This is a genomic window from Zhongshania aquatica (assembly GCF_027257955.1).
Taxonomy (GTDB): Bacteria; Pseudomonadota; Gammaproteobacteria; order Pseudomonadales; family Spongiibacteraceae; genus Spongiibacter; species Spongiibacter aquatica.
On record NZ_JANZNQ010000007.1, the window covers coordinates 58,679 to 83,955 of the forward strand.

A 25,277-nucleotide genomic window follows, 5' to 3' on the forward strand; every position below is an offset into this window, starting at 1 on the left:
ACGCTAGGAGGCGATGTTAAATATGAAAATAGAAGGGGAAGTGCAGGGATGCTCGACCAGAGAGAATTCTGGCCGAGCAGGGCAGTTTACTTAAACCAGTTCAATGGCGACTGCTAGTGCCTCACCACCGCCAATACACAAAGAGGCAATACCGCGTTTTTTGCCGTACTGCTGGAGTGCATACATAAGGCTAATAATAATACGCGCGCCAGTAGAGCCTACTGGGTGGCCTTGGGCGCAAGCACCGCCGTGGACATTGACCTTTGCATGGTCAAGTTCAAGGTCGCGTATAGCCAGCATGGTTACCATGGCAAAGGCTTCGTTAATTTCCCAAAGGTCTACGTCGTCTTTACTCCAGCCAGTTTTGGCCAGCAATTTTTGCATCGCACCAACGGGGGCGGTGGTAAATAGCGCAGGCTCTAAGGACTGGCGGGTATGAGCAACGATACGGGCCATTGGTTTTGTGCCGGTTTCATTAAGTGCTTTTTCGCTCATCAATACCATTGCAGATGCGCCGTCAGAGATTGAACTGGCGTTAGCTGCGGTAATCGTGCCGTCTTTGGCAAAGGCTGGGCGAAGGTTAGGGATTTTTTCGATAGAGGCTTTTAGTGGCTGTTCATCGTCGCTGACAATGGTTTCGCCGCTACGTGATGTCACGGTTACCGGCGCAGTTTCTGCTTTCAATGAGCCGTTCTTAATTGCAGTGCAAGCACGATTAAGCGACTCAATGGCGTAGGCATCCATGGCTTCGCGGGTGAATTCGTTATCATCGGCAGTTTGTTGTGCAAAGCTACCCATCATGCGGCCAGTATAAGCGTCTTGCAGACCGTCAAAGAACATATGGTCTTCAAAGCTTTTGGCCCCAGTGCCAACGCCTTTCCGTGCGTTCAATACTATGTGTGGCGCATTGGTCATGCTTTCCATGCCGCCGGCAACAATAATGTCGCAGCTTCCGGCTTTAATTTGGTCGTGTGCATAAATGGTTGATTGCATGCCAGAGCCGCACAGTTTATTTACGGTAACTGCACCAGTGGATTTTGGAATACCGGCTGCGATTGCGGCTTGGCGAGCAGGCCCTTGTTTTAGGCCTGCGGGAAGCACGCATCCCATGATCACGTCTTCTATTTTATTCGGGTCGATATTGGCGCGTTTAACGGCTTCAGCAATAGCGGTTGTGCCGAGTTCTACTGCGGTCAATGAGCTTAATGAGCCCAGCATGCCGCCCATTGGTGTACGTGCACCGGAGACAATATATACGGAATCAGACATAGGATGTTCCCTGTTGGTGAGCCATTTCGGCGCGAAACTTACGCGATCTTGGGGCGTAATAGTAAAAAAAGGATTTTTAAGAGGCGGCATATTTAGCCACGTAAAGGCCGATTTTTCAAGGTTTCGCGCCATTTTCGAGACTAATAGCAGGTATCAGGATTTGTTTACTTCGAATAATTTTCGGCGAACTGCGCGACGATACTCGCCGGGGCTGGTGCTGCAGTGTTGCTTAAAGAGCCGACAAAAATAACTTGCGTCGCTGTAGCCACATTGCTGGCCAATTTCCTCAACGCTAAGGTTGCTGTTTTGCAATAGATCTTGGGCAAGTTCAACACGTAGCTTCTGTAAATACTGTAGTGGCGCTAGGCCTGTAACGAGACGAAAGCGACGGTGGAAACTACGTTCGCTTAAGCCGCTCTGTTTGGCCAACTCTGGAATGTTGAGTGGCGTTGCAATATTGCGCGCTAACCAGTTTTGCGCCAGAACAATAATTTCATCGCGGTGCAGATCGCTGCGGTTGACGCGGTAGCTGTTTCGTGAAAACGGCCGTCGACTTTCGGGCGAAAATTGTTGGGCGACGCGATTGGCGATGGAGGCACCCCAGTAGCGGTCTATGAGGTGAATAACAAGGTCTGCTGCTGAGTTAACACTGCCGGTGCAGTAAATATTATCGGCTTGGGTGATGAGGTAGTCTCGATGCAGCGCAACCTGTGGGTAGCGGGCGGCGAAATCGTCAAAATAATGCCAATGGGTGGTTGCGACTCGATCATCTAGCAAACCCGCTTCCGCTAGGAAATAACTGCCGTTACCGACAGCGCAGATCGCGGTGCCCCGTGCTTCGTGAGCGCACAGCCATTGTTTGACGTCGGCTCGCGCGGGCGCCCCTCGATGCGGATGCCGCCAGCGGCTGGGAATAATAATTAGATCGTAGTCGACCCCGCTATTTAAGTCTGCATTAGCCAGTATCTCAATGCCTCCCGACACGTTTATAGGGGACGGATCAAGGCCGACAATATCAGATTGAATAATAGTCTTGCGGCTGTCTCGTTGCGACACGCTATTTGCCGCCATTAACAGTTCATTTGGCAGGCTAATGCTGGTGGCAAGGGCATCATTAAAGGCAAGCAGGGCGACGTGTTTCACGGTTGGCGTAATCATCTTGTTTATTGGCAGTAATATTCTATTTCAATTTACTTAACGTCGATAGACTAGCGCACTAATAGATTTTGTCGCGTGTTAAGGATTTTCTGTGAGTAAGTTACCAGTAATAGTCGGTTTTGGTGGCGTTAATGCCGCTGGGCGTAGTTCATTCCACCATGGTTATCGTCGTACGGTTTTGGATGCTTTGCCCGGCGAAAAAGTGTCGCGTACTTATCGCAGTTTGGCGGCGATCATGGGTATTCCCGCCGATCAGGTAAATTCCGATGTGCAGCGTCAGTATATGCGTGATCACACGCTGATCCGCAAAATTGAAGGCAATATTTTCGATGTCGATAATGTGCCCTGGAACAAACGGATGGCGCTAAGCGGTGCCGAGGGTGTGTTGCAGTTTGTCACCCGTGCCCGGGATCTGCCAGATACCTTGCCCAGTGGCTGGGTGGTTAAAGAGTTGGGGGCGGGCAAAGTTTCGGTAAGCATAAACGAAGATTGTAATATGTTGCTGCCAACAACGCGCAAAATTGAAGTCTCAACAGCTGGCCAATTGCCTAGTGGTTTCGATCCATCAAGTTTGTATGCGTCTAGAAATCACCCTCGCGGTCTACAAATGGCTATCTGCGGTGCATCTGATGCCTTGAAATCTATTGGCTTAGAATGGCAAACGGTGATGGATAGCATCAGCCCAGACCAAATGGGGGTATATGCCAGCTCTGCCATGTCGCAGCTTGATGACAATGGTTTTGGTGGATTGCTAGGCGCACGCGCTAACGGCTTGCGGGTAAGTTCAAAACAGATGGCTTTGGGTTTACCCGATATGCCTGCTGACTTTGTCAGTGCCTATGTATTGGGGAATGTGGGTACCAGTGGCCCAAGCTTGGGCGCATGTGCGACGTTTTTTTATAATCTGCGGCAAGCAGTCAATGATATTCGCTCTGGCTCGGTTAAGGTTGCTGTTGTTGGTGTGGCGGAGTCGGGTGTTGACCCTCGAATTATCGACGGTTATTACACCATGGGTGCCTTGGCGTCCGACGCAGACTTACTTAAATTGGACGCTGATAAAGGCTTGTCTGAGCCTGATCATCGCCGTGCGAGTCGGCCGTTTAGCAGTAATTGTGGATTTACAATCTCTGAGTCTTCCCAGTTTATTGTGCTGTTTGATGATGAGCTGGCAATGCAGTTAGGTGCTCAAATACACGGCGCTGTGCCCAATGTATTCACTAATGCGGATGGCTATAAAAAGTCAATTTCCTCCCCTGGCGTGGGTAATTATTTGACCGTGGCAAAAGCGGTTGCCGCCGCCGCGGCCATTATTGGTGACAAGGCGATAAAAACCCGTAGCTTTGTTCAGTCTCACGGTACCAGCACTCCGCAGAATAGGGTTACCGAATCTCATATTTTAAATGAAACTGCTAAGTTGTTTGGTATCGAAAAATGGCCTGTTGCGGCCATAAAAGCCTATATCGGTCACAGTATTGGCGCCTCCTCCGGCGATCAGCTCGTGGCCAGTCTCGGTGTATGGAATGACAATATCGTGCCGGGAATAGCAACAATTGACCATATTGCAGATGACGTTCACTGCAGTAACTTGCGTTTGCAGAAAGAACATATGGAAGTTGAGCCAGAGAGCTTGGATGTTGCCATACTTAATGCCAAGGGCTTTGGCGGTAACAATGCCAGCGTCGCGCTGCTATCACCTTCGTTAAGCGAGAAAATGCTAAAGGGGCGGCACGGCGACAAAGCTTGGCAGGCATACCTAGCGCGTCGCGAACAAGTGCAGGCTGTGGCTTCGGCCTATGATGACGCCGCCTGTGAAACGGGATTTAGCGTGCATTATCAGTTTGGTGAAAACGTGCTCGACGGCGGCGATCTTGAATTAAGTCGTGATGGCATTGGCATAAAGGGCTGGGCGTCTAAGGTCGCTCTAGATTTTAAATCACCGTACGCATCATGGTTGCCAAGCGAAGACTAGTTTGCATTAGCTGTCGTCTTGCTTTGTAAGTTGACTTGAGCACGGGTAAATACGGATAGAGATGGATTTCTTTGCGTGCTCAAATTAAAGGTGGTTTGGTAATCAGCAGCACATGGAGAGCAGCGATGAGAGAATTTGTCCGTCACCCTAGCGATATCCCCGTCGCCGTCAAAGTGGCAATGGAGGCAGGCTCTCGCCGTGGTTACTTGCGTGATGTGAGTATTGCTGGGTTGTCTTGTGACGTCGCCAGAATAATTGATGTTGGCAGCCGAATTGAATTTTTTGTGCCTTCTTTGGCTGATGAGTCTGTTGGGCGCGGCAGAGTGGTGTGGTGTCGCCCACTACGAGCCAGTTATCGCATGGGTGTCGAGTTTGAATGTGAACAAGATGCTTACCGCACAAAAATGGTGGAGCAGGTTTGCCAGATTGAGAGCTATCGTCGCGAAGTACAGGAAATGGAAGGCCGTGAACTAGGCGCTGAAGAGGCGGCAGCAGAGTGGATTGAATCTCACGCGGCAGAGTTTGATCGTCGTTTTTCATAGTTCTTAGTCACCCAGATCATCGTTAGCGTTTTTTCAAGTCGCGACAGTTTTACGAATTCATGGTTGAATAGATCCCCCGCATGTTCGGGGGATTTTTTTTGCCCAGAGGAAATGGACGATGAAACATGAGGCGACCGCGCGAGTCGTTATAAATATGCCTAGGGAAGACGCGTGGAACTTGTTAAAAGACTTGTCGCTAGCGCATCACTACGTGCCAGGCATTACTCGCACAGAAATCACTACCGATAAAGCTGAGGGGCTAGGCGCTAGTCGCCGTGTGTATCAGGCCTCCGGTAAGGGTTTAGACGAAACCGTTACGGAGTGGAACGAGGGACACGGTTTTCTCATTCGCCTGCACAAAGACGACAAAGGCGCGCCGCCGCCTTTCGCTAAGGCCGCGTTTCGTTATCGTATTGACGATGCCGGTCACGATTGCACCGCACTGACTACCAGCCTAATGTTCGATATGCGCTGGGGCGTTGCAGGGCGACTTTTATATGAGCGCCTATTACATAAAGTTTTTCGGGGTGTTATCCGCGATGTCGCACTCAGTATGAAGCAATATTACGAAACAGGAGAGTCTGTGAGTCCAGCGCAATTAAAGCAACTCCGCATTGACGCCACACAGGGGGCTTAATGGACGCGATTACTTTACTTAAAAGCCGTAATTCGGCAAGTCGATTATGCGCGCCGGGCCCTGATGACGCGGCGCTAGCAGAAATTTTTGCGGCCGCAAGTCGAGCACCTGATCATGGTCGTTTACGCCCTTGGCGTTTTTTGCTGGTGCGAGAAGAAAGTTTAGTCTCCCTGGGTAATTTGTTTGCCGAGGCCGCCAAACAACGGGATCCGCAGGTGAGTGAATCCGACTGCCAGCGCTTTCGTCAGCAGCCACTGCGGGCGCCATGCATTATGGTGGTGATTGCGCGTATAGAAGATCACCCCAAAATTCCTCTAATTGAGCAGCGTATGTCTGCGGCCTGCGCTGCCTACGGTGCCTTGTTGGCGGCCGAAGCTCTGGGTTATGCCGGTATTTGGCGCACGGGTATAAATGCCTTCGACGCCACAGTTAACAATGGTTTAGGCCTGGCTGATAATGAAGAAGTGACCGGTTTTCTTTACGTAGGCACCCGAGACGGACAGGCAAAGCCACTTCCCGTCATAGCGCAATCAGATTTTATGAAAGAATGGAGAAAATAATGAATAGCGTCATTCCCCCGAGCTACACAACGCTGCAAGTCCAGATGGAAGATCATGTTGCATGGGTTGCTCTGAATAGGCCCGACAAGGCCAATGCGATGAACGAAGCTATGTGGCAAGAATTGCAGCTTTGTTTCGAATGGTTGGATCAAGAGCCAATTGTGCGAGCCGTGGTGTTGTGCGGAGAGGGGCGCCATTTCTGTGCTGGCATTGATTTGGCGATGTTTGCCGGCTTGGCGTCAACCGCAGAGGGTATGGAAAAGTCGCGATTTGTTGAGTGGTTCCGCGCGGTTGTTTTGCGATTACAAGGTAACTTAACGGCTATCGAACGCTGCCGTAAGCCAGTTTTGGCTGCGATCCACGGCAGCTGTGTCGGCGGTGGCGTTGATATCGTTAGCGCCTGCGATATGCGTTATTGCAGTGACGGGGTTAAGTTCTCTATCAAAGAAATTGATATCGGCATGGTCGCCGATGTAGGTACTTTACAAAGGTTACCCCATATTATTCCCGCCGGCGTTATGCGAGAACTTGCATACACTGGCCGCAATGTGGATGCCGAGGAAGCCGAGCGTATTGGCTTGGTAAATCGCCGTTTTGACAACTATGAAGAGATGATTGAGACGGTCTCTGCCTTGGCGCAGGATATTGCTCGTAAGTCACCCCTCGCCATTCGAGGCACTAAGCAGATGCTGCTGTATACCCGTGATCATAGTGTTACTGACGCACTCAACTATCAGGCTACTTGGAACGGCGGTATGCTCAGTTTTGAGGATGTCATGTTGGCAATTACCGCGAACAGTGAGGGTAAATCCGCCGATTTTAAAGATTAAAATTCGTTTAAATTCCTCTCCTTAACAGCAGGGCGCTTGTACTGGCTCTGCTTGTTGGTAAACTCCCTGTAACCAAAAATAAGTGCAGCGACGAGCTCGTGTCCGTCAGTTGTCGTAGAGTGATGCCAATCCATGCAAACCCGTACTATCTTCAGCACGCCTTACGTGAGCGGGTTTTTTCGAGTGGTGTTTAAACTACTGACGAGACTTCGTGGGTGGCAAGTCGTGGGTGAGAAACCTTCCGATAAAAAATACGTGTTAATTGCGGCGCCGCACACCAGTAATTGGGATTTCCCGACCATGATGGTGGCTGCCTTTGTGTTAGGTTTAGATCCGCATTGGGTGGGGAAACACACCTTATTTCCCAAGGGGATCATCGGCGTGATTATGCGCTGGTTTGGAGGCGTTGGTGTAGATCGCCGGGCTGCTCAAAACACCGTTGATCAAATGGTAGCGCAATATGCTACTCGCGATGAATTCATGGTCTTGATCGCGCCTGAGGGTACGCGCAGCAAGGTTGAAAATTGGAAGGCGGGGTTTTATCACATTGCAGTCGGTGCTGGTGTGCCAATTTATCTGGCATTTCTTGATACCAAAAAACGGCAAACTGGCGTCGGCAAGGCTTTCTATCCAACAGGCAACTATGAAAAAGACATCTTGGAAATTAAGGCATTCTATAAAGATAAAGTTGGATTTAACCCCGAGCTTTTTTAAGCCGAGTTTTTGCTTGAATTGATATTGTCTGAAAACTAAATATATAAAATATTGCGGGAAGTTACCATGTTAAAACTGCGAAGAAATATTGTGTCGGTGATTTTTGTTATCGCCGCGATATTCCATTCTGTATTTGCCTTAGCTGACGTTCCTACGACGGTTAACACCGAAAGTATTATCGCTAATTCGCCAAATAATTGGTTGTCTTATGGTAAAGATTATAAAGAACAGCGCTATAGCGAACTCGATAAAATTAATGTCGGCAACGTTGCAGATTTAAGTTTGGCATGGTCATTTGATACCGATTTTAACCGCGGTCTTGAAGCGACGCCTATTGTTATCGACGGCGTGTTATATGTGACAGGTAATTGGAGCGTTGTTTACGCACTCGATGCGCGAAGTGGCGAATTGCTCTGGAAATATGACCCGAAAGTACCTAAAGAATGGGCAAAAATGGCGTGCTGTGATGTGGTCAATCGCGGAGTGGCAGCCTACGAAGGGAAGATTATATTTGGCACGCTTGATGCGCGTTTAATTGCATTAGATTCAGTAAGCGGTGAAAAAGTTTGGGAAGTACCTACCGCCGATTTAACAGCTTACCCCTACACCATCACCGGAGCGCCTAGGGTTGCGAAGGGAAAAGTGTTCATTGGGAATGGCGGCGCGGAATACGGCGCACGAGGTTATGTTAGCGCCTATGATGTGAACACCGGTGAGCAGCTGTGGCGTTTTTACACCGTACCCGGTAATCCTGCAGATGGTTTTGAAAATGATGCCATGAAAGCGGCCGCTAAAACCTGGACCGGAAAGTGGTGGGAATATGGCGGTGGTGGCACCGTATGGGATTCCATTGTTTACGATGACGAACTAGACCAGCTGTATATCGGTGTTGGTAACGGTTCACCTTGGAACGCGAAAGTTCGCAGTCCTGAGGGAGGCGATAATCTCTATTTGTCGTCGATCGTTGCCTTGAATCCCGACAGCGGTGAATACATTTGGCATTACCAAGAAACGCCTGCTGAATCTTGGGATTACACCGCAACTCAACATATTATGTTGGCTGATATGGACGTTAAAGGTGAGCAGCGCAAGGTTATTTGGCATGCACCTAAAAACGGTTTCTTTTTTGTTCTTGATAGAATAAGCGGCAAGTTACTCTCTGCAGAGCCCTTTGTTGATGTCAATTGGGCGAGTCATTACGATCTTGAAACTGGGCGCCCCGTAGAGACTGAAAATGCTCGATACCTGGACGATCCGAAAATGGTTCGGCCCTCATCGATGGGTGCCCATAACTGGCAAGCTATGGCGTATAGCCCACAAACCGGTTTCGTATATATTCCCGTCATTAATAGTATTTTTGAATACAAGGCCGTAGATGATTATTTGCATCAGTGGGGTCAATGGAATTTAGGTGTTTATATTCAGCAGCAAGCCGTTGCCGATCCGATTTTATCCCAATTATTGACCAGTAAAATAACGCAAGGCTCATTGCTGGCGTGGGATCCCGTCAAGCAGCAAGCGGCATGGGAGGTACCACATAAGCTAACTTGGAATGGTGGTTTGCTGGCGACCGCCGGTGGTCTAGTGTTTCAGGGTTCGGCGGAAGGTGAAGTGCTTGCCTTTCGTGCCGACAACGGCGAGAAGCTCTGGTCATTTGAAGCGAATACTGGCGTGATGGCGCCACCCGTGACCTACACAGTTGATGGCGAGCAGTATGTGACTATTTTGGCTGGGTGGGGCGGTGCATTCGGTTTGATAGCTGGGCTAGAGAAAGAGGTTTCACCCCCGCCAAGTCGTGTACTGACATTTAAGTTAGGTGGCTCTGCGCCAGCACTGCCGGAAAATCCGTTAAAGCAAATGCATGAACCTCCGGCGCGCTTGACGGAAGACAAAGATGTTTTAGAAAAGGGTCGTAACTTGTATTACGCCTATTGCAGTGCCTGTCACGGGACTGAGGCTATTTCAAATGGCGCGATTCCTGATTTGCGTCATTTGCCTAAAGCGTTTCACGATAATTTTAATGCGATTGTGCTTGATGGCGTTATGAAGAAAGCCGGCATGGTTGGCTTCGCCGACGTACTAAGCGAAGAAGACGCATTTATGTTGCATGCTTTTATACTAGAACAGGCTAATATTGATAAGGAGAGCCGTGCGCAGTCGTCTTGGCTTATCACGATAAAAGAGTGGTTCTACGGTATCTTAGCGAAACTTATCGGGTTTGCGGTTAGCTTAAGTTAAGGCGCCGCATTTTACGCATGATTTGCGAAATGCGGTTGATAGGGAATAAGAAAATGTTGGACAAAAAATACGTGGTTATCTGTCTCAGGTAAACACGTATTTTTTTGAGTGGAGTAATCTACTGTAAGCGCATCCTCATGTGCTTATTTTTAGCGGGTTGTAGAGACGATAACGCCCGGGAGTCTGCTATTGATGATGGCGCGAATGTCTACAGCTAACTCTCTGAAAAAGACGCGATTCGGTGCGTTATTTCGCCACACTAGCGCGTGTTTACGAAGAATTTGAATATCACGTAGTTCACAAACATACAGGGCTTCTGAGTTATGCATTTCTGAATGAACGTATAAACCAGGTAAGAATGCGACTCCCATGCCCATGACGACCATCTGGCGCAGGGTGTCTAAGCTCGTGCCCTCGTAGTCGCGCTGAATATCCGCACCCCATCGCTCACAAATCTCCTGTACTTGCAGATGAAAGTGATGCCTTTTCTCCAAAGTTAATATTTTTTCGCCCCGTAATTTATTAGGAGTAATGCTTTTTTGACCTGCCAGTGGGTGGTTAATGGGAACCACAAACTTCAGTGGCTCGATAAATAAAGGCTCCATGGCTAGTTGAGGTATAGCTAGGGGGAGCGGGACGATGGCGATGTCGTAGACACCGTCAAGTAAGTCTTTTTGTAATTCTCTATGAGCCGCTTCGCGAACATACAATTTTAAGTTGATGTGTAAATCATGCAGATCAGGAAGTATGTGGGGAAGTAAATAGGGGCCAACGGTGGGTGGTACGCCTAGGCGATATGTTGTCTGGTGCCCGTCAATTTTAGCCGCAGCGATGTCTTCAAATTCCTTCATGCTAATTAACACTTGCCGCGCCGCATCAAGTAAATCTCTGCCGCTTGGTGATAGCAGGGTGCCTGCTCTGGAGCGTTCAAAAAGGGCGGTATTTAGAGTTGATTCAAGCAGGGCAATTTGATTTGTTAGCGCAGGCTGGCTCATGCCCAGTTCTTCAGCGGCACGTCGATAGCTGGCGTGTTTTGCTACCGCAACGAAATAATTTAACTGTTTAATACTGGGGGAGCTAATTTTTGACGCCATAGTTACATCCGAAATCTGATAACTAAAAGATATCAGCAAATGGTATAACATATTATAAAGCTATCAAAGGATAATCGCTTCCGTACTAAATCCTGTTTGTTAAATTACGAGGACGTTACCGTGGAAGAGCTTATTCAAGGTGTTGCTAGGTTTCAAAGTGATGTGTACCCAGATAAGGAAGTTTCTTTTCGAAAGCTTGCTAGCGGACAAAACCCCGACGTGTTGTTTATTACCTGTGCGGACTCGCGGATCGACCCGAGCATGCTGACACAAACTCAGCCAGGTGAGCTGTTTATTTGTCGGAACGCGGGTAATGTTGTGCCACCCCACAGTAATCAAACCGGTGGGATGACGGCATCCATAGAGTTTGCGGTCGCGGGATTGGGCGTGTCCGACATTATTGTTTGCGGACACAGTGATTGCGGTGCGATGAAGGGCGCCATCGACCCATCGGGACTGGAAAATCTCCCCCACGTCAAAGAGTGGTTAGGGCATTGCCGTGCAGCGACAGAAATCGTAAAAGAACGGCATGGTCACGTTGATAAATGTCATTTAGACGAAGTGGCGAGAGAAAATGTTTTGCTCCAACTACAGCATTTGCGTACCCATGCTGCGGTCGCTGCGAAGTTGGCCAATGGCCGCTTACGTTTGCACGCATGGGTTTACAACATCGGGACAGGCGAGGTGGAGTGCTACAACGAAGATCGCAAGCAATTTGAGCTAATGAACTCGGCCTATAGCCACCTGCTTGAGAAGCCGGCCGTAATTGCGCAAGAGGCGGCGGCATATGAAGTTTAATCGGGAAAACCTTACTGGTGACATCACCGGTGGTATTACCGCAGGTGTTGTCGCTCTGCCTTTGGCGTTAGCGCTTGGTGTGGCGTCTGGTCTAGGCCCAATGGCCGGGATTTACGGCGCGATAGCTGTGGGCTTTTTTGCCGCACTATTTGGTGGAACGGCATCGCAAATATCCGGGCCGACGGGGCCGATGGTCGTTGTGTTGGCGGGTTTGTTTGCCAGCTTGTCTGGCGATGTGGCACTTATTTTCACCACAGTTATGTTGGCCGGTGTTTTCCAGATTGTTTTTGGCTTTCTGGGGGTTGGTCAATACATACGCTTAGTGCCGTATCCGGTTATCTCCGGTTTTATGACCGGAATTGGCGCAATTATTATTATTCTGCAGCTCGGGCCTTTGCTCGGTCACGATTCTCCCGGCAATCCTCTGGGGGCCATGGCGAAGCTACCAACTGCGATTATGGATATTAATTTCGCAAACCTTGCCTTGGGCTTGGGGACGTTGGCCTTGGTGTACTTTTGGCCCGCGCGCGCCGGAAAGTATTTACCTGGGCCGCTAGCTGCGCTCATCGTAGGCACCATTTTAGCGTATCTAGTTTTAGACGTTCCGGTCCTTGGCGAGATTCCGTCAGGTTTACCGAGTATTCATTGGCCGGTATTTGAGCAGAGCAAGGCGATGCTGGTTATCGAGGCCGCATTTATACTGGCTGTGCTTGGTGCGATTGATAGTTTATTGACGTCGCTCGTTGCCGATAATATGACTCGTCAGCGTCATGATAGTAATCGGGAGCTTATCGGTCAGGGTATTGGTAATACGGTAGCAGGCTTAATTGGTGGTATTGCCGGTGCGGGTGCGACGATGCGTACCGTTGTTAATATCCGGTCGGGCGGCAAAACCCGTTTGTCTGGGATGATTCATTCCTTGGTGTTACTCGCCGTGGTGCTGGGTCTAGGTTCCTTGGCTTCGACTATCCCTCTTGCTGTGTTGGCGGGTATTTTGGTTAAAGTTGGCTTAGATATAATCGACTGGAGCTACTTAAAACGGGCTAATAATGGACCGCGATGGGATCTTGCCTTAATGCTGTTGGTATTATCATTGACTGTCTTTGTCGATTTGATCACAGCCGTCGCTGCGGGTGTGGTGCTGGCGGCCCTAGCTTTTGTGAAACAAGTTGGCCAGTTGCAGATCGCCAGTCTTAAAAATACCCCTGAGCATTTAGACTCCGAGGTTGAGAAAGCGTGTTTGTCTTCGTGTGGCGATCGCGTTGCGCTATTTGAATTCAGTGGGCCATTGAGCTTTGGTGCGGCGGCGGACTTAGGTCATCACGTCCGTGAGCATAGCGAGTTGGGGTCGAGAGTGTTAATTCTAGACTTCTCTAGAGTGCCATTTCTCGATGTATCTGCGGTTCTTGCGGTAGAAACGATTGCGACTGACGCGGCATCCAGCGGAAAGCTGTTGTATTTGGTTGGTATGAACGAGGAGGTGAGAGGTGTGCTGGAGGGGATGAATAGTGGCTTGCCCGGCGATGGTGTGTTTGCTAGCCGACTCCAAGCCTTGCAGTCAGCTGCAGCGAGGGTGAATTCTACCAGCGCCAATGTTGATGCGATTCCAAGCCTGTCTGCAACTTAGCTTAGTTCGTGTGAAGGGCTATATGCAGCTGAGTCGGGTTAAATCGGCTCAGCTGCATTACGTTTTGCCTTGGTAGCGTTAATGTAATGTATGCATAACTGTAGTTTAAGCTTCGTTTTAGAAGCGAAGTTCCATTCCTATCCCCGTTGTTTGATCTTTTAGTGTGCTATTCGTGTCGGTTTTGCTCGTGATTTGAGCGCTGTAGCCGTAGGCCATTAATGATTTGCTAATACGATAATCGATCCCGATAGCAATTTGATCCAACTCTTTTTCACTATTGAATAAATCGATTTCAGTGTGCCCGGTCTGCACTTTCAAATCGAGTTTATCAGTGGCGTGGTATTTAAGGCTAAGCAGCCCGGCTTCTTCCTCTTCCTCGTTATTGGCTACTGGACGGCTGATCTCTGCTGTTTGGATGAGTAGCCCAATACCAATACTCATAAAATCAACGTGAGCGATGGCGCGGTCTATATTCTTGCCGTTGATCTCATCGTCATGAGCGTAGGCGACGACAAAGTTATCGCCATCGTAGCGCAAGGACAGCGTTGAGCCGTCCGCAGGGCCGTCTTGGTCTGTGCTGCTGTTCTCACCTGGTACGACAGCGATGCTGCCACTTAGGTGATTCAATAGGCTGGGTGTGCTGTAGCGAATGGTGTTTTTGACTCTGTTTTCGCCGCTGATGAAGTTTTTGATATCGCCTAGTGCAAGGTCGTTAAACAAATCGACTTCACGGCGGATATTTTTCGTATCGGTGTCAACTTGACCGGCGATTATTGTTCCCCAACTGCCGGTTAAGCCAGCAAAGGTATTTCGCTGTTTGAAGGTTTGGTCTGTCGCCGATTCGCCATCGTCGAAGGCAACTTCATATTCGGCTTGAAAAATGGCGGTGATATTGGTGTCGTCAACGGGAATGGACCCCTTTACACCAATGCGAGAGGCGTTGCTATTTAATTCCCATTGGTCACTGTTTGAACCAATTTCTCGTGAGGTATTTTGATATGAGATATTTGCTCGACCGTAGAAGGATACTTCTGCCTGCGCAAACGATGCGGCAGAAAGGATGAGGGCGGGGGCGAGCAAATAGTGCTTCATATAATTCTCCACATTGTTTTCGGCAGATAGCGACGCTACTTATTATGGCTTTGATGTACTGGCGTAAATAACCTGACGCGAGTTCGCGGTGATTCTATGACATAAAGATGATGATTTCTGGGCCATTTGTGACGGAATTATTGCATTTCAATTACTTGAAAATTTGTTTGAAATCCAGTCGCTCGTCTGCAAAGTGATTTTTGGCAAAGTTTGCAATGTGTGTAGTAGTGATAATAAGGCGGTGCCGTGATCTTCGCGAAATTTAGCTTAAAATACTCCTTGTAGTAACGTTCCAGTACTGTTATTGGAGAATAATCTTGTCCACAGTATCTGTGGATAACTTGGTGGGTAACTTGTAGGTTATGGCAGGAGAGAGAGGGTTTGTCGGGGTTTTAACAAATTGTTCAAAAAATAGTCATTTTAATAAATATTAATAAAAACATATAGTTACAAGTATTTCGGTAGGTTTAACATTACCTTTGGATGCTAAGCTTTAAGTTCTCTACCTTCCGGCTCTATCTGTGAATAAGTGTTACGTCAAGGTCTATTTCATGTTACCTGTTACGTATTTTCACTTACTGCGAAACATTTACCAAATACTGCTCGGTTACAGTGCGTTACTAGTGACCTAATCGCCCCGGTAAACGCATCCGCTGGTGCAAGTTTCTCTAATTTCTACTTTACTTAGTGCACCTAATGAGGGCTTTAATTGATTCCAAATCCAAATTGCAATATTTTCGCTAGTCGGATTGTCGAGACCCTTTATGTCATTTAAGTAATGATGGTCGAGTTGTTCGTATATAGGTGCGAAAATTTTCTTGAGTTCTGAAAAGTCCATTAGCCATCCAGTGTGTGGATCGATGTCACCAGCAATAAATATTCTAACCAGAAAACTATGGCCATGAAGTCGGGCGCATTTGTGTCCCTCTGGAACATTGGGAAGGTGATGGGCGGCTTCAAAGGTAAATTCTTTGTATATTTCCACGTGCGGTCTCGGCGTTATAAAAGATAGGTCGGTGAGCTTGGGTTACTGAATTGGCGCCAATGTTAATCAGCTGCGGCTATGGTGTACAGCTCGTCTTAACTCCTTGATTGAATGGTGATTATTTTAGCCTCAGATTTTGGATAAAAAATGAGCAAAATCAGTGTTATAGCTTTTTTTCAAAGAAATTGTAAAAAAACGCCGCCCAGTGTTTGACACCGAAAGCGATTACTGTAGAATGCGCCTCACTCGATTGAGAGGGTGATTAGCTCAGCTGGGAGAGCATCTGCCTTACAAGCAGAGGGTCGGCGGTTCGATCCCGTCATCACCCACCATAATCGTGTAAAAGTATGCGGACCGGTAGTTCAGTTGGTTAGAATGCCGGCCTGTCACGCCGGAGGTCGCGGGTTCGAGTCCCGTCCGGTCCGCCAACTTTGCATTTAGACCTCCCCCCTGTTTTTCTCATATTTCGTATGTGTCGCCAGACACCGTTGCGATTTGTGATGTTTCTGGACCGGTAGTTCAGTTGGTTAGAATGCCGGCCTGTCACGCCGGAGGTCGCGGGTTCGAGTCCCGTCCGGTCCGCCAACTCCTTCACTTTTTTTATCCCTCTGTTTCCCGCTAAGTTTTCACTGCTTCGCCTAATTCTTTTCGCTTACCTAACGCTTTGTCTCCTATAATGTTGGAAAGACGAGTCTTGCCTAATGTTTTGTGACGGTTGTAAAAATAGTGGAGGTTTGATTGGGCACGTTAACTGAAGCGGTAGTATTCTTTAGCGACGGGAATGTTGTTAAGGAAATGTTTTTTGCCGAGTTTGAGGCTGTGCTCGACGACGTGGTTGGAATTCCTGATTTTGCTAATGATGAGATTCAAGCTGCGTTTACCCAAATTGACGATACGCTTCGTGTTACTGGTGTTGTTTTTTTTACCATTAGCTTTGATGGTCGAGGTCGTGTGACGGGGCATTGGAATATTCCACTTCGCCATCTTCTTGATCATGCTAGTCGCGGACCTGATTTGGGGGCTGGACCCATCCGCGTAGCCTGTCGTAGTGCTTGCCCGGTTGCTTGGTATAGACGGCAGTTGTGGGATCCGGATACGTCTACATCAGGGACTTTTAGCAAACTTAGCGCCGCAGCAGAGCGCAATCGCTTGGGTATTATTAGTGATAGCCATGACCGTGTTGCTTCCGTTGCGAGTGTCGCAGATTTTTTTAAATCCTCACCTTCTAATGCCCCGACGGCCAGTGCGCCTCAACTTGGACAAGGAAATGGCCCTGTTTTTAATCGTAAATACAGACAGAAATTACTGGCCATTCGCGGCGCTGAAAAATTAACGCTAGCCACCCAGACTGAGTTTTTTGAGAGTAAGTTAGACGCCCAGGCGGAGGAGTTTACCCGCCAACTTCGCGATCGAGAGTCACTCATTCAACAACAGAAAGCTGAGTTGGATGCGCTTGTGAAGGCAGAGGAAGACACTCAGGCACGCTTGCACCGTCAGCAACGTTTAATGCACCAAAAGACTGCGGAGCTAGAAACTCTATTAGAGCAGGGGGGGCAAGACTATCAGGCGCAAATGGCAGAACTTCGCAAAGAGTATGCCGATGAATTGCAGCGTCACCTTAAAGAGCAGGCAATAAAACTTGAAGACGCGTTACACCGTAGGGAGAGGGAGTTGTACGACCGAGCAACTGAGATAGTCGAATTGCGCGGTGAAATTAGTACCCTGCGTGATCAGAATCGAACGTTGATGCTGGATAGTGATGATAAGCTGCTTAAAACCATGGTTGAAAAGGGCGTGGTGTTCGTCGCCTATCATCCAGGTGTTGAGCACTTGGTTATTTCACAGGACGAAATGCCTGAATATCTTCGCGATCCACTGGCCTATGTGGCTTTCCGCTGCGAGGTGTCGGACACACAATATCGCGAGTGGTTGGCGCACTATCGTTTACCCATTTGTAGAGCAACGGACGAAGACTCGCAATATTGTGGTCAGCCCATCTCAAAGGTTATGCGCCCCATGTTGTTTCGTTCAGGTGAGAGCGATCGCTGTCATGAACATAGCGCGTCTGGCTTGGCGTGATTATTGTCGTTGAACATTTACGAGCATGCCCAAGGACATCGGCATGACTCGACCATGATCCAAAATTTGTATACCTCGGCGAATGGTGTCGAGGTCGACATCCTTCGGCTTGATACCATTGATAGTCTCGCCCCCGGTAATAAATGGTTTAAATTAGTCCCAAATTTAGTTGCCGCCCAACACGCAAACGCTACTCGCTTAATTAGCTTCGGCGGTGCCTACTCTAATCATCTTCACGCTTTGGCGGCGCTTGGTCATGTTAAGGGGTTTGAAACTATTGGCTGTGTGCGAGCTGATCGTGGCGATCCACTGACACCGACGCTGCTTGATGCGAAAAGCTGGGGAATGACACTTCATTATTTGAGTCGTAGCGATTATCGGCGCCGCAACGAGCGTGAGTTCATCACCGAAATTTTAGCGCAGTACCCAAATTCCTATCTCATTCCAGAGGGTGGGGCGAACAAGATAGGTGCTGGAGGCTGCGGGAAAATTGTTGACCTCATTCCGAATCGTGGAAGCGATTACACAGCACTTGTGTTGGCGTGTGGTACCGGCACAACCTTGGCGGGCATTGCATCTATGATTGCGGATGGGGTGCGCGTTATTGGTGTACCCGTGTTAAAGGCGGAGAAATTTATGGCCCGCGATATTTCAGCAATGCTGGCCGTACTTGGCGCAGACCGAGATAATTGGCAGCTTGATCATCGTTTTCATGGCGGAGCCTACGCTTGCTTGCCACAAGCTGTGTTGGAGCATATGCAAACTTTTGAATGCTATCACGGCATATTGCTAGACCCCGTCTATACCGCTAAGGCTAGCTACGCGGTTCAATCTATGGTCGATAATCAAGAGTTTCCCGCGGGAAGCCGGATCTTACTGGTCCACACTGGGGGGCTGCAGGGGCGGCGCGGTTTTAATTTGTAGTGGCACGCCTAAGAGCTTTAGTCGGCCCAGTCATTTGCGACTAAAAAACGGCGTTCGTGCTGGGCATTGATTAACATAATCGGTTTCTGTTCCGCCATTTTCATGTGCTTGCTTGAAAGTGGCGTTGCACTTGTAAAGTTCGCTCCCAGCCAGCTGGGTTTTTCTATGTATCGCCAGCTAGTGTATTGCTCGCGCGACGACTCTTGTTCCTCTTGAAAGTGGCTAATGCAGCGCCAATCTCCGCGTTGATGGCTGTGATTAAGTGTTGGATAGTCAGTCTCGTTGGCTAATGGGTGGAATAATATGCCGTTAACCAAAAGTTCTTGTTCTATATCGCCAATCCCTAATTCAGCGACGACCGCTCGGCCTGCTTCGGTGTGAATAAGTGGTAACTGGTGCTGTGTTAGTCTGGCGAGTTTTCGATCGAGTCTGTCGGCGCGATTAGGGCCAAACCATTGGTCGAGATTTGGTGCTGTGAGGGCGTTTGGAATACCAAGAAAAAATTTGACCGCTAGTTCAAGGTGAATGTGCTTTTCGCGATTTCTACAGTAGTAAATAAGGTCGAATTCACCTAGGGTAATTTTGTCGCGTCTGACCGGAATATTGTGTGCGATCAGTTCGGTTTGCTTGTCTTGCTGTAAGAAAAAGTGCCAGAGGCTCTCAAATACCAGCCCCAAGCGTGTGCTGTGGCAGTACTTGTTTAAATAGTCGCGCAACGGCTGATCGTCTTGATCGAGCTCGTACAGCCAGTTTTGTCGTTCTGGTGTTAACGGAAGGTTTGGGTGGCTAACAACACCGTTCGGTCCGGAGATTTCATTGATTAAGGGTTCGCTAAAGCAACTCCAAGCGAGTGCACGGACCAATGGTGAGTGAAATGCTGTGGTTTCGGTGGTGGCGATAGTCGGTCTCCATAAAATTTGGGGGGTTAAAGTGCCTTAGCGTGCTGCTCTTCCGCGGGGTTTTACTTGCGGCCGAGTATCGTTATGTTCCAAACTCCACGCATAGCGTCTCAACTAGCCCTCACTCTAGTATAATAATCTCCCGATAGTTGGCAGCAGGTATTATGGAACAGTTTCGCAATATAGGTGTGATAGGACGGGAAGGCAACGGTGTTGCAGAAACCCTCAAGCGCCTAATTGATTTTTTGCAGGCCCGTGAATTAGGTGTCGTACTTGATGAGGCGGTGTCTGAACTGCTGCCTGATCACTCTCTGCGAGTGAGTTCCCGTCGGATGATTGGTGAGGTATGCGATCTGATCATTGTGGTTGGTGGTGACGGCAGTTTATTAGGCGCTGCGCGAACTTTGGCGCGGCACAATGCCCCTGTCCTTGGTGTGAACCGCGGCCGGCTTGGTTTCTTAACAGATATTTCCCCCGACGAAATAGAATCTCAGGTTGGCGCTGTGTTAGACGGCCATTATCGATTAGAGCAGCGCTTTCTGCTAGATGTTGAAGTGCTGAGAGACGGCGAACCTGTGGGGCGCGGGGATGCCCTCAACGACGTTGTCCTTAATTCTGGTACGTCGGGTCATATGATGGAATTTGAGTTGTTTATTGATAGCGAGTTCGTCTATCGCCAGCGTTCTGACGGTTTGATTATCGCCACCCCAACGGGATCGACAGCCTACGCCTTGTCAGCAGGCGGGCCGATTATGCATCCGCGTTTGGATGCCATCGCTATTGTGCCCATGTTTCCTCATACATTGAGTAGTCGGCCGATAGTTATCGATGGAAAAAGCGAGATTAAAATGGTGGTAGGTCGCAATAATATGGTTCATCCACCGGTTACCTGCGATGGGCAGGTTAAAATCACTTCCCAGCCCGGCGACGTTATCAATGTGCGTAAAAAGCCGCATAAATTGCGCTTAGTTCACCCCTTAGATCACAGTTTTTACGCAAGTTGTCGCGACAAATTGGGCTGGGGAGCACATATCGGTAAAGAGGACTCTGATGGCTGAAGTAGTTGGATTGCGTTTGCCTTTAAGCGCAGATTTAAAGTGGTTTTCCCAGTTACTATGGCAGAGTTCCGTGCCTCACCGTATTGCAGAAGAGCGCGGAATGCAGGTGGTTTGGGTGGGTTCAGAACTTCATGCGGCGCAGGCAAAATCACTATACGAGCGGATACAGTCGGGTGATCCTGAGTTGGTGTCCGTGCGTATTGAACGACGTAAATTTCGACCTCAGGCTTCATGGGGTAGGCGGTTCTTTAATGTGCCTGTGGTTGCGACCTTATTGGTGCTGAGTTTGCTTGGCGCACTGTTGCCTGTCCTTGATCGCGATTTTCAATATGTCCGCTATTTAAGTTTTTATCAGCTTTATATCACTGGTGGTACATTGCATGGCGACTGGCCGGTAGGCCAATTGTGGCGGGTGATAACCCCTGCGTTTTTACACTTCGGCGTGATGCATATTGTTTTTAACAGTCTCTGGCTTTGGGAGCTAGGCGGCATGATTGAGCGTCGTCAGCGTGCGGTGCGTATTCTAGGCTTATTTGTGTTAGTCGCGGCGGGTTCGAATATAGCGCAGGCGATGAGCAGCGTGTCGTTGTTTGGTGGTATGTCCGGCGTGATCTATGGGCTTCTTGGTTACATCGTTATTTGGAATCGGCTTAGACCCGAGCAGGCGTTTCCCTTGGTCAAAGGCGTCGCCATTTTCATGATAGTTTGGCTGCTGCTTTGTATTGCGGGATTTACCGAATTATTGGGTGTGGGGGCGATTGCCAACACAGCTCATCTTAGCGGACTACTGCTAGGCGTTGTTTTAGGTTTTGCCGCAGCCATGCTGGATCGCAAGCCGGTATAAATTTTGGTATATAATCGCTGGCCGCAAGATCAATGCGTGACAGAACGATAGTGAGAGTAGTGATGGATTTTGAGCAGTTAGTCGACAATATTACCCCAACAATTTATGAGGGGCTCAAGCGCGCAGTCGAGATTGGAAAATGGCCTGATGGCCGCATGTTAACTCCTGAACAGCGTGAACATTGTATGGCCGGCGTGATTGCCTATGATTTGAAAGCTCATGCGGAGAATGAGCGCGTTGGCTATATTGATCGCGGAAGCAAAGCCGAAGGCGAGGTGTGTGGGGATGATCATAGCCACGATGACGTGAATGAAGATCAAGTGTTGAAATGGGCGGAATAGTGTTATGAGTCAATCCGTGCTGGTCGGCCCAACAGCCAAAATGAAAACCCGCTTAGTCGATGATCTTGCAATATATAGCATGCCAATTGGCGATGAGCGGGTTGATATGAATGCCTTAATTGGCAGTAAAGTGCGGATGGAGTTTCGTCAGCAAATAAATTGCGTGCATTGCGGTCGGCTGACGAAAAAGAGCTTTAATCAAGGTTATTGCTACCCGTGCTTTCAACGTTTGGCGCAGTGCGATAGTTGCATCGTTAGCCCCGAAAAATGCCATTATTTTGAAGGTACTTGCAGAGAGCCGGAATGGGGTGAAAGCCATTGCCTGATTGACCACATTGTTTATTTAGCAAATTCGTCGGGTGTCAAAGTGGGGATTACCCGTGGCACTCAAGTCCCGACGCGTTGGATTGATCAAGGTGCCGTGGCGGCATTGCCCATTTTTAGGGTGAGCAACCGCCTGCAGTCTGGCCTAGTCGAAACCTTGTTTAAGAGCCATGTAGCAGACAAAACCAGTTGGCAGGCCATGTTAAAGGGCGCGCCAGAACAGGTTGATTTAGCCGCGCGTCGAGATGAGCTTATCGAACTTTGTCAGTCGGGAATAAACGATTTGCAGGAGCGCCATGGTATTCAGGCTATCCAAGCGATTAACGATATCCCCGTGCAGCATATTCGTTTCCCAGTAGAAACGTATCCGCTCAAGGTGAAGTCTTTTAATTTAGATAAAGTGCCGCTTATTGAGGGTGTTTTAATGGGAATAAAAGGCCAGTATCTGATCTTTGACAGCGGTGTTATTAATATTCGTAAATACGCCGGATACCATATTGAATTAAGCAGTGAGTCATTGTGATTCAGGAGTAATTTCATGCGCGACGCGCAGCCTAGTACGATCTTTTTAAGTGATTATCGCGTTCCCGATTTTTTAATCGACAGCACCACGCTGCGTTTTGAGTTAGGAGAAGACAGCAGTCTGGTTAGCTCGGTATTAGCGCTTCGTCGCAATCCAGATGCTAAAACGTCGGACGCGCCGTTACAGTTGCACGGCACAGAGCTAGAGCTTATTTCGTTGTCTATTGATGACCGTTTACTCGCTGATAGTGAGTGGTCTCAGAGTGGCGAGCAGTTAACGATTGCCAACGTGCCGGCATCGTTTAGTTTGCGTTGCGAAACTCGTATTCGCCCGCAAGACAATACGTCCCTGGAAGGGTTGTACAAGTCTAGCGGTATGTTTTGCACCCAGTGTGAGGCCGAAGGCTTCCGGAAAATCACTTATTATTTAGACCGTCCCGACGTGATGTCGGTCTTTAGCGTTGAGATTATTGCTGATCAGTCCCGTTATCCCGTGTTGCTGTCGAACGGCAATCTTACCTCTAAAGAAACCTTATCCGATGGCCGCCATAAAACCATTTGGCAAGATCCCTTCCCCAAGCCCGCTTATTTGTTCGCTTTGGTGGCGGGTAAATTGTCAGTGGTGGAAGATCAGTTTGTCACCACAAGTGGTCGCCGTGTTGATCTTAGAATTTATGTTGAGGAAAAAGACCTCGATAAATGTGATCATGCCATGCTGTCCTTGAAAAACGCGATGCGTTGGGATGAGGATGTTTACGGTCGTGAATACGATCTCGATATCTTTAATATCGTGGCGGTAGACGATTTTAATATGGGGGCGATGGAAAATAAGAGCCTTAATATTTTTAACACTTCCTGTGTATTAGCTAAGCCAGAAACCACCACCGATGCTGGATTCCAGCGAGTAGAAGGCGTGGTTGCCCACGAATATTTTCACAACTGGACGGGTAATCGTGTCACGTGCCGAGATTGGTTCCAGTTGAGTTTAAAGGAAGGGTTTACAGTATTCCGTGACGCGGCATTTTCATCCGACATGGGATCGCCAACGGTAAAGCGTGTCGAAGATGTGACCCTGTTGCGTACCGCGCAGTTTGCTGAAGATGCCGGTCCTATGGCGCATCCTATTCGCCCTGATTCCTTCATCGAAATTTCTAATTTCTATACTGTAACGGTTTATGAAAAAGGCGCGGAAGTAGTGCGCATGATTCACACTTTGTTAGGACCGGAATTATTCCGCAAAGGCAGTGATCTATATTTTGAACGTCACGATGGTCAGGCGGTTACCTGTGAAGATTTCGTATTGGCGATGGAAGATGCCAGCGGTATAGATTTGACTCAATTCCGTAATTGGTATTCACAGGCGGGTACACCGCAGTTGGTAGTCAGTGGCAGCTATGATGAACAGGCGCAGACCTATCGTTTAGACGTTGCGCAATCTTGCCCAGCAACACCGGGGCAGGCGGTGAAAGCGCCTTTCCATATTCCGCTTGCGATGGCGTTGGTTGGCGAGGCAGGCCAGCTTCCCTTGCAGTTAGCCGATGCGCCAGCAAATACCGAAACCGCTGACAATACCGAAATGGTGTTGAGTGTAAATGAGCAAACCCAGAGCTTTGTATTTACTGGCGTAAAAGAGGCGCCGGTGCCGAGTTTGCTCCGGGGGTTTTCTGCGCCGGTTAAATTGAATTTTGAATATAGCCGTGATCAGTTGCTACGTTTGATGCGCAATGACACCGACGGTTTTTGTCGGTGGGATGCGAGCCAGCAATTAGGTTTGGCGGAAATCAAACGCGCAATAACGAATTTGGCGACGGGCAAGGCGGTCGCGCCTGACCCTGAATACATCAATGCCTGCCGTGAGCTGCTTGACGATACTTCCCTTGACGGGGCGATGGTCGCATTAATGCTCCAGTTGCCCTCAGAAGCTTATTTAGCCGAGATTATCCATCCAGTGGATGTGCATGGGATTCATCAGGCCCGAGAAGCATTGCGGACGGCTTTGGCCAGTGCGCTGTCTGGCGAGCTGCACGCATGCTATTCACGCTGTGAGAGCGATGAAGCCTATGTGCCTGATGCGGCGCAGATTGCCCGGCGCAGCTTAAAGAATACGGTTCTTTCCTACTTGATGTTATTGGATGACGAGCAGGTGGTTGCATTAGCCATTGGTCAATTTGAAAACAGCAGCAATATGACCGACCGTTTGGCGGCGTTAAACTGCTTGGTAAATAGCAATGCGGAATACAAAGCTAAAGCGCTGCAGCGGTTCTACCAGCAGTGGCAGCACGAGCCGCTGGTCATCAATCAATGGTTTCAAGTGCAGGCCATGTGTCGTTTGCCAGGTACATTGGAAACCGTGCAGGGGCTAATGTCGCATCCGGCCTTTGAAATACGTAATCCGAATAAAGTCCGGGCCCTGATCGGCGCGTTTTGTGGTCAAAATGGCGTCAATTTCCATCGCGAAGATGGCGCGGGTTATCGCTTTCTCGCTGACCAAGTTTTGGTGTTAAATCGCAGCAATCCTCAGATCGCGTCCCGCTTACTTGTGCCTTTAACAAAGTGGCGTAAATATCTACCGGCGGCTCAGCAGCTTATGCGCTCAGAGTTACAGCGAGTGCTCGCGGAACCTGAGTTATCTAGCGATGTTTTCGAGGTGGTGTCGAAAAGTTTACAGGAATATCAGTAGGGGCTGATCTTTTCAGCAATAAGGGAGGCTATTTACCTTGGTAATGCGCTTCTCTCTTGCGCGTTCCGAGTCTATTTTTTGTAGAGAGTGTCT

The 25,277-nt window shown here is 48.8% G+C and carries 22 protein-coding genes and 3 tRNA genes; 19 read left to right on the forward strand and 6 right to left on the reverse strand.

Annotated elements, in window-relative coordinates; translation table 11 throughout:
* Nucleotides 1-90 precede the first annotated feature (90 nt).
* Entirely contained in the window at nt 91-1,269 is a 1,179-nt protein-coding gene (locus tag O9X78_RS08905) for a thiolase family protein (protein ID WP_269619289.1), read from the reverse strand.
* Between the two features lie 153 nt (nt 1,270-1,422).
* Entirely contained in the window at nt 1,423-2,427 is a 1,005-nt protein-coding gene (locus O9X78_RS08910; protein ID WP_269619290.1) for a GlxA family transcriptional regulator, read from the reverse strand.
* Nucleotides 2,428-2,518: 91 nt separating this feature from the next.
* Between O9X78_RS08910 and O9X78_RS08915 the strand changes: the two genes are divergently transcribed.
* The 7 genes from O9X78_RS08915 (at nt 2,519) to O9X78_RS08945 (ending at nt 9,917) form a co-directional block, all read left to right on the forward strand.
* A complete protein-coding gene (locus O9X78_RS08915) occupies nt 2,519-4,396 on the forward strand; it encodes a beta-ketoacyl synthase (RefSeq protein ID WP_269619291.1) in 1,878 nt (625 codons plus the stop codon).
* 125 nt (nt 4,397-4,521) lie between these two features.
* Complete coding sequence (locus O9X78_RS08920; RefSeq protein ID WP_269619292.1) at nt 4,522-4,938, forward strand: PilZ domain-containing protein; 417 nt, start codon at nt 4,522-4,524, stop codon at nt 4,936-4,938.
* A 118-nt stretch (nt 4,939-5,056) separates the two neighbouring features.
* Nucleotides 5,057-5,575: an SRPBCC family protein gene (locus tag O9X78_RS08925; protein ID WP_269619293.1), complete on the forward strand. Its 519-nt coding sequence runs from the start codon at nt 5,057-5,059 to the stop codon at nt 5,573-5,575.
* Nucleotides 5,575-6,135, forward strand: a complete 561-nt coding sequence (locus tag O9X78_RS08930) for a nitroreductase family protein (RefSeq protein ID WP_269619294.1) — start codon at nt 5,575-5,577, stop codon at nt 6,133-6,135. Before O9X78_RS08925 ends, O9X78_RS08930 begins: the two co-directional genes overlap by 1 nt.
* The gene (locus O9X78_RS08935; RefSeq protein WP_269619295.1) at nt 6,135-6,965 is read left to right on the forward strand and encodes a crotonase/enoyl-CoA hydratase family protein; all 831 of its coding nucleotides are present in this window, start codon (nt 6,135-6,137) and stop codon (nt 6,963-6,965) included. The genes O9X78_RS08930 and O9X78_RS08935 overlap by 1 nt, the downstream gene beginning before the upstream one ends.
* Before the next feature lie 132 nt (nt 6,966-7,097).
* Complete coding sequence (locus tag O9X78_RS08940; protein WP_269619296.1) at nt 7,098-7,679, forward strand: lysophospholipid acyltransferase family protein; 582 nt, start codon at nt 7,098-7,100, stop codon at nt 7,677-7,679.
* 66 nt (nt 7,680-7,745) lie between these two features.
* Nucleotides 7,746-9,917, forward strand: a complete 2,172-nt coding sequence (locus O9X78_RS08945) for a PQQ-dependent dehydrogenase, methanol/ethanol family (protein WP_269619297.1) — start codon at nt 7,746-7,748, stop codon at nt 9,915-9,917.
* A 149-nt stretch (nt 9,918-10,066) separates the two neighbouring features.
* Here O9X78_RS08945 and O9X78_RS08950 read toward each other — a convergent pair whose 3' ends face one another.
* Nucleotides 10,067-11,011: a hydrogen peroxide-inducible genes activator gene (locus O9X78_RS08950; protein ID WP_269619298.1), complete on the reverse strand. Its 945-nt coding sequence runs from the start codon at nt 11,009-11,011 to the stop codon at nt 10,067-10,069.
* 120 nt (nt 11,012-11,131) lie between these two features.
* On the opposite strand from O9X78_RS08950, the gene O9X78_RS08955 reads away from it, so the two are divergent.
* Together O9X78_RS08955 and O9X78_RS08960 are read left to right on the forward strand one after the other, a co-directional pair.
* The gene (locus tag O9X78_RS08955; protein WP_269619299.1) at nt 11,132-11,809 is read left to right on the forward strand and encodes a carbonic anhydrase; all 678 of its coding nucleotides are present in this window, start codon (nt 11,132-11,134) and stop codon (nt 11,807-11,809) included.
* Nucleotides 11,799-13,436, forward strand: coding sequence for a SulP family inorganic anion transporter (locus O9X78_RS08960; protein ID WP_269619300.1), 1,638 nt, complete (start codon nt 11,799-11,801; stop codon nt 13,434-13,436). The genes O9X78_RS08955 and O9X78_RS08960 overlap by 11 nt, the downstream gene beginning before the upstream one ends.
* Before the next feature lie 117 nt (nt 13,437-13,553).
* Here the strand turns inward: O9X78_RS08960 and O9X78_RS08965 are convergent, their stop codons facing one another.
* Together O9X78_RS08965 and queD are read right to left on the reverse strand one after the other, a co-directional pair.
* Nucleotides 13,554-14,528 (reverse strand): porin, encoded by a 975-nt coding sequence (locus O9X78_RS08965; protein ID WP_269619301.1) that lies wholly within the window; start codon nt 14,526-14,528, stop codon nt 13,554-13,556.
* 628 nt (nt 14,529-15,156) lie between these two features.
* Nucleotides 15,157-15,513 carry a 6-carboxytetrahydropterin synthase QueD gene (queD, locus tag O9X78_RS08970; protein WP_269619302.1) on the reverse strand — a complete coding sequence of 119 codons (357 nt, stop codon included), beginning with the start codon at nt 15,511-15,513 and terminating at the stop codon, nt 15,157-15,159.
* Nucleotides 15,514-15,769: 256 nt separating this feature from the next.
* Here queD and O9X78_RS08975 point away from each other — a divergent pair.
* The 5 genes from O9X78_RS08975 (at nt 15,770) to O9X78_RS08995 (ending at nt 18,516) form a co-directional block, all read left to right on the forward strand.
* Nucleotides 15,770-15,845 (forward strand) — tRNA-Val (locus O9X78_RS08975).
* A gap of 19 nt (nt 15,846-15,864) precedes the next feature.
* A tRNA-Asp gene (locus tag O9X78_RS08980) sits at nt 15,865-15,941 on the forward strand.
* Between the two features lie 80 nt (nt 15,942-16,021).
* Nucleotides 16,022-16,098: transfer RNA gene (locus O9X78_RS08985), tRNA-Asp, on the forward strand.
* Nucleotides 16,099-16,251: 153 nt separating this feature from the next.
* Nucleotides 16,252-17,592 carry a hypothetical protein gene (locus O9X78_RS08990; protein ID WP_269619304.1) on the forward strand — a complete coding sequence of 447 codons (1,341 nt, stop codon included), beginning with the start codon at nt 16,252-16,254 and terminating at the stop codon, nt 17,590-17,592.
* Nucleotides 17,593-17,595: 3 nt separating this feature from the next.
* Nucleotides 17,596-18,516, forward strand: coding sequence for a 1-aminocyclopropane-1-carboxylate deaminase/D-cysteine desulfhydrase (locus tag O9X78_RS08995; protein WP_269619305.1), 921 nt, complete (start codon nt 17,596-17,598; stop codon nt 18,514-18,516).
* 17 nt (nt 18,517-18,533) lie between these two features.
* On the opposite strand, the gene O9X78_RS09000 is transcribed toward O9X78_RS08995, so the two are convergent.
* Nucleotides 18,534-19,379, reverse strand: coding sequence for a DUF1853 family protein (locus tag O9X78_RS09000; RefSeq protein ID WP_269619306.1), 846 nt, complete (start codon nt 19,377-19,379; stop codon nt 18,534-18,536).
* 200 nt (nt 19,380-19,579) lie between these two features.
* Between O9X78_RS09000 and O9X78_RS09005 the strand changes: the two genes are divergently transcribed.
* From O9X78_RS09005 to pepN, 5 genes are read left to right on the forward strand one after another with little or no spacing between them, the layout of a single operon-like run.
* Nucleotides 19,580-20,473, forward strand: coding sequence for an NAD(+) kinase (locus tag O9X78_RS09005; protein WP_269619307.1), 894 nt, complete (start codon nt 19,580-19,582; stop codon nt 20,471-20,473).
* Nucleotides 20,466-21,317: a rhomboid family intramembrane serine protease gene (locus O9X78_RS09010; RefSeq protein WP_269619308.1), complete on the forward strand. Its 852-nt coding sequence runs from the start codon at nt 20,466-20,468 to the stop codon at nt 21,315-21,317. The genes O9X78_RS09005 and O9X78_RS09010 overlap by 8 nt, the downstream gene beginning before the upstream one ends.
* Nucleotides 21,318-21,349: 32 nt before the next feature.
* Nucleotides 21,350-21,658, forward strand: a complete 309-nt coding sequence (locus tag O9X78_RS09015; protein ID WP_435056052.1) for a YeaC family protein — start codon at nt 21,350-21,352, stop codon at nt 21,656-21,658.
* Nucleotides 21,659-21,662: 4 nt separating this feature from the next.
* On the forward strand, nt 21,663-22,505 hold the full coding sequence (locus O9X78_RS09020; RefSeq protein WP_269619309.1) for a DUF2797 domain-containing protein: 843 nt from the start codon (nt 21,663-21,665) through the stop codon (nt 22,503-22,505).
* Nucleotides 22,506-22,520: 15 nt separating this feature from the next.
* Nucleotides 22,521-25,184, forward strand: a complete 2,664-nt coding sequence (gene pepN, locus O9X78_RS09025; protein WP_269619310.1) for an aminopeptidase N — start codon at nt 22,521-22,523, stop codon at nt 25,182-25,184.
* Nucleotides 25,185-25,277 lie beyond the last annotated feature (93 nt).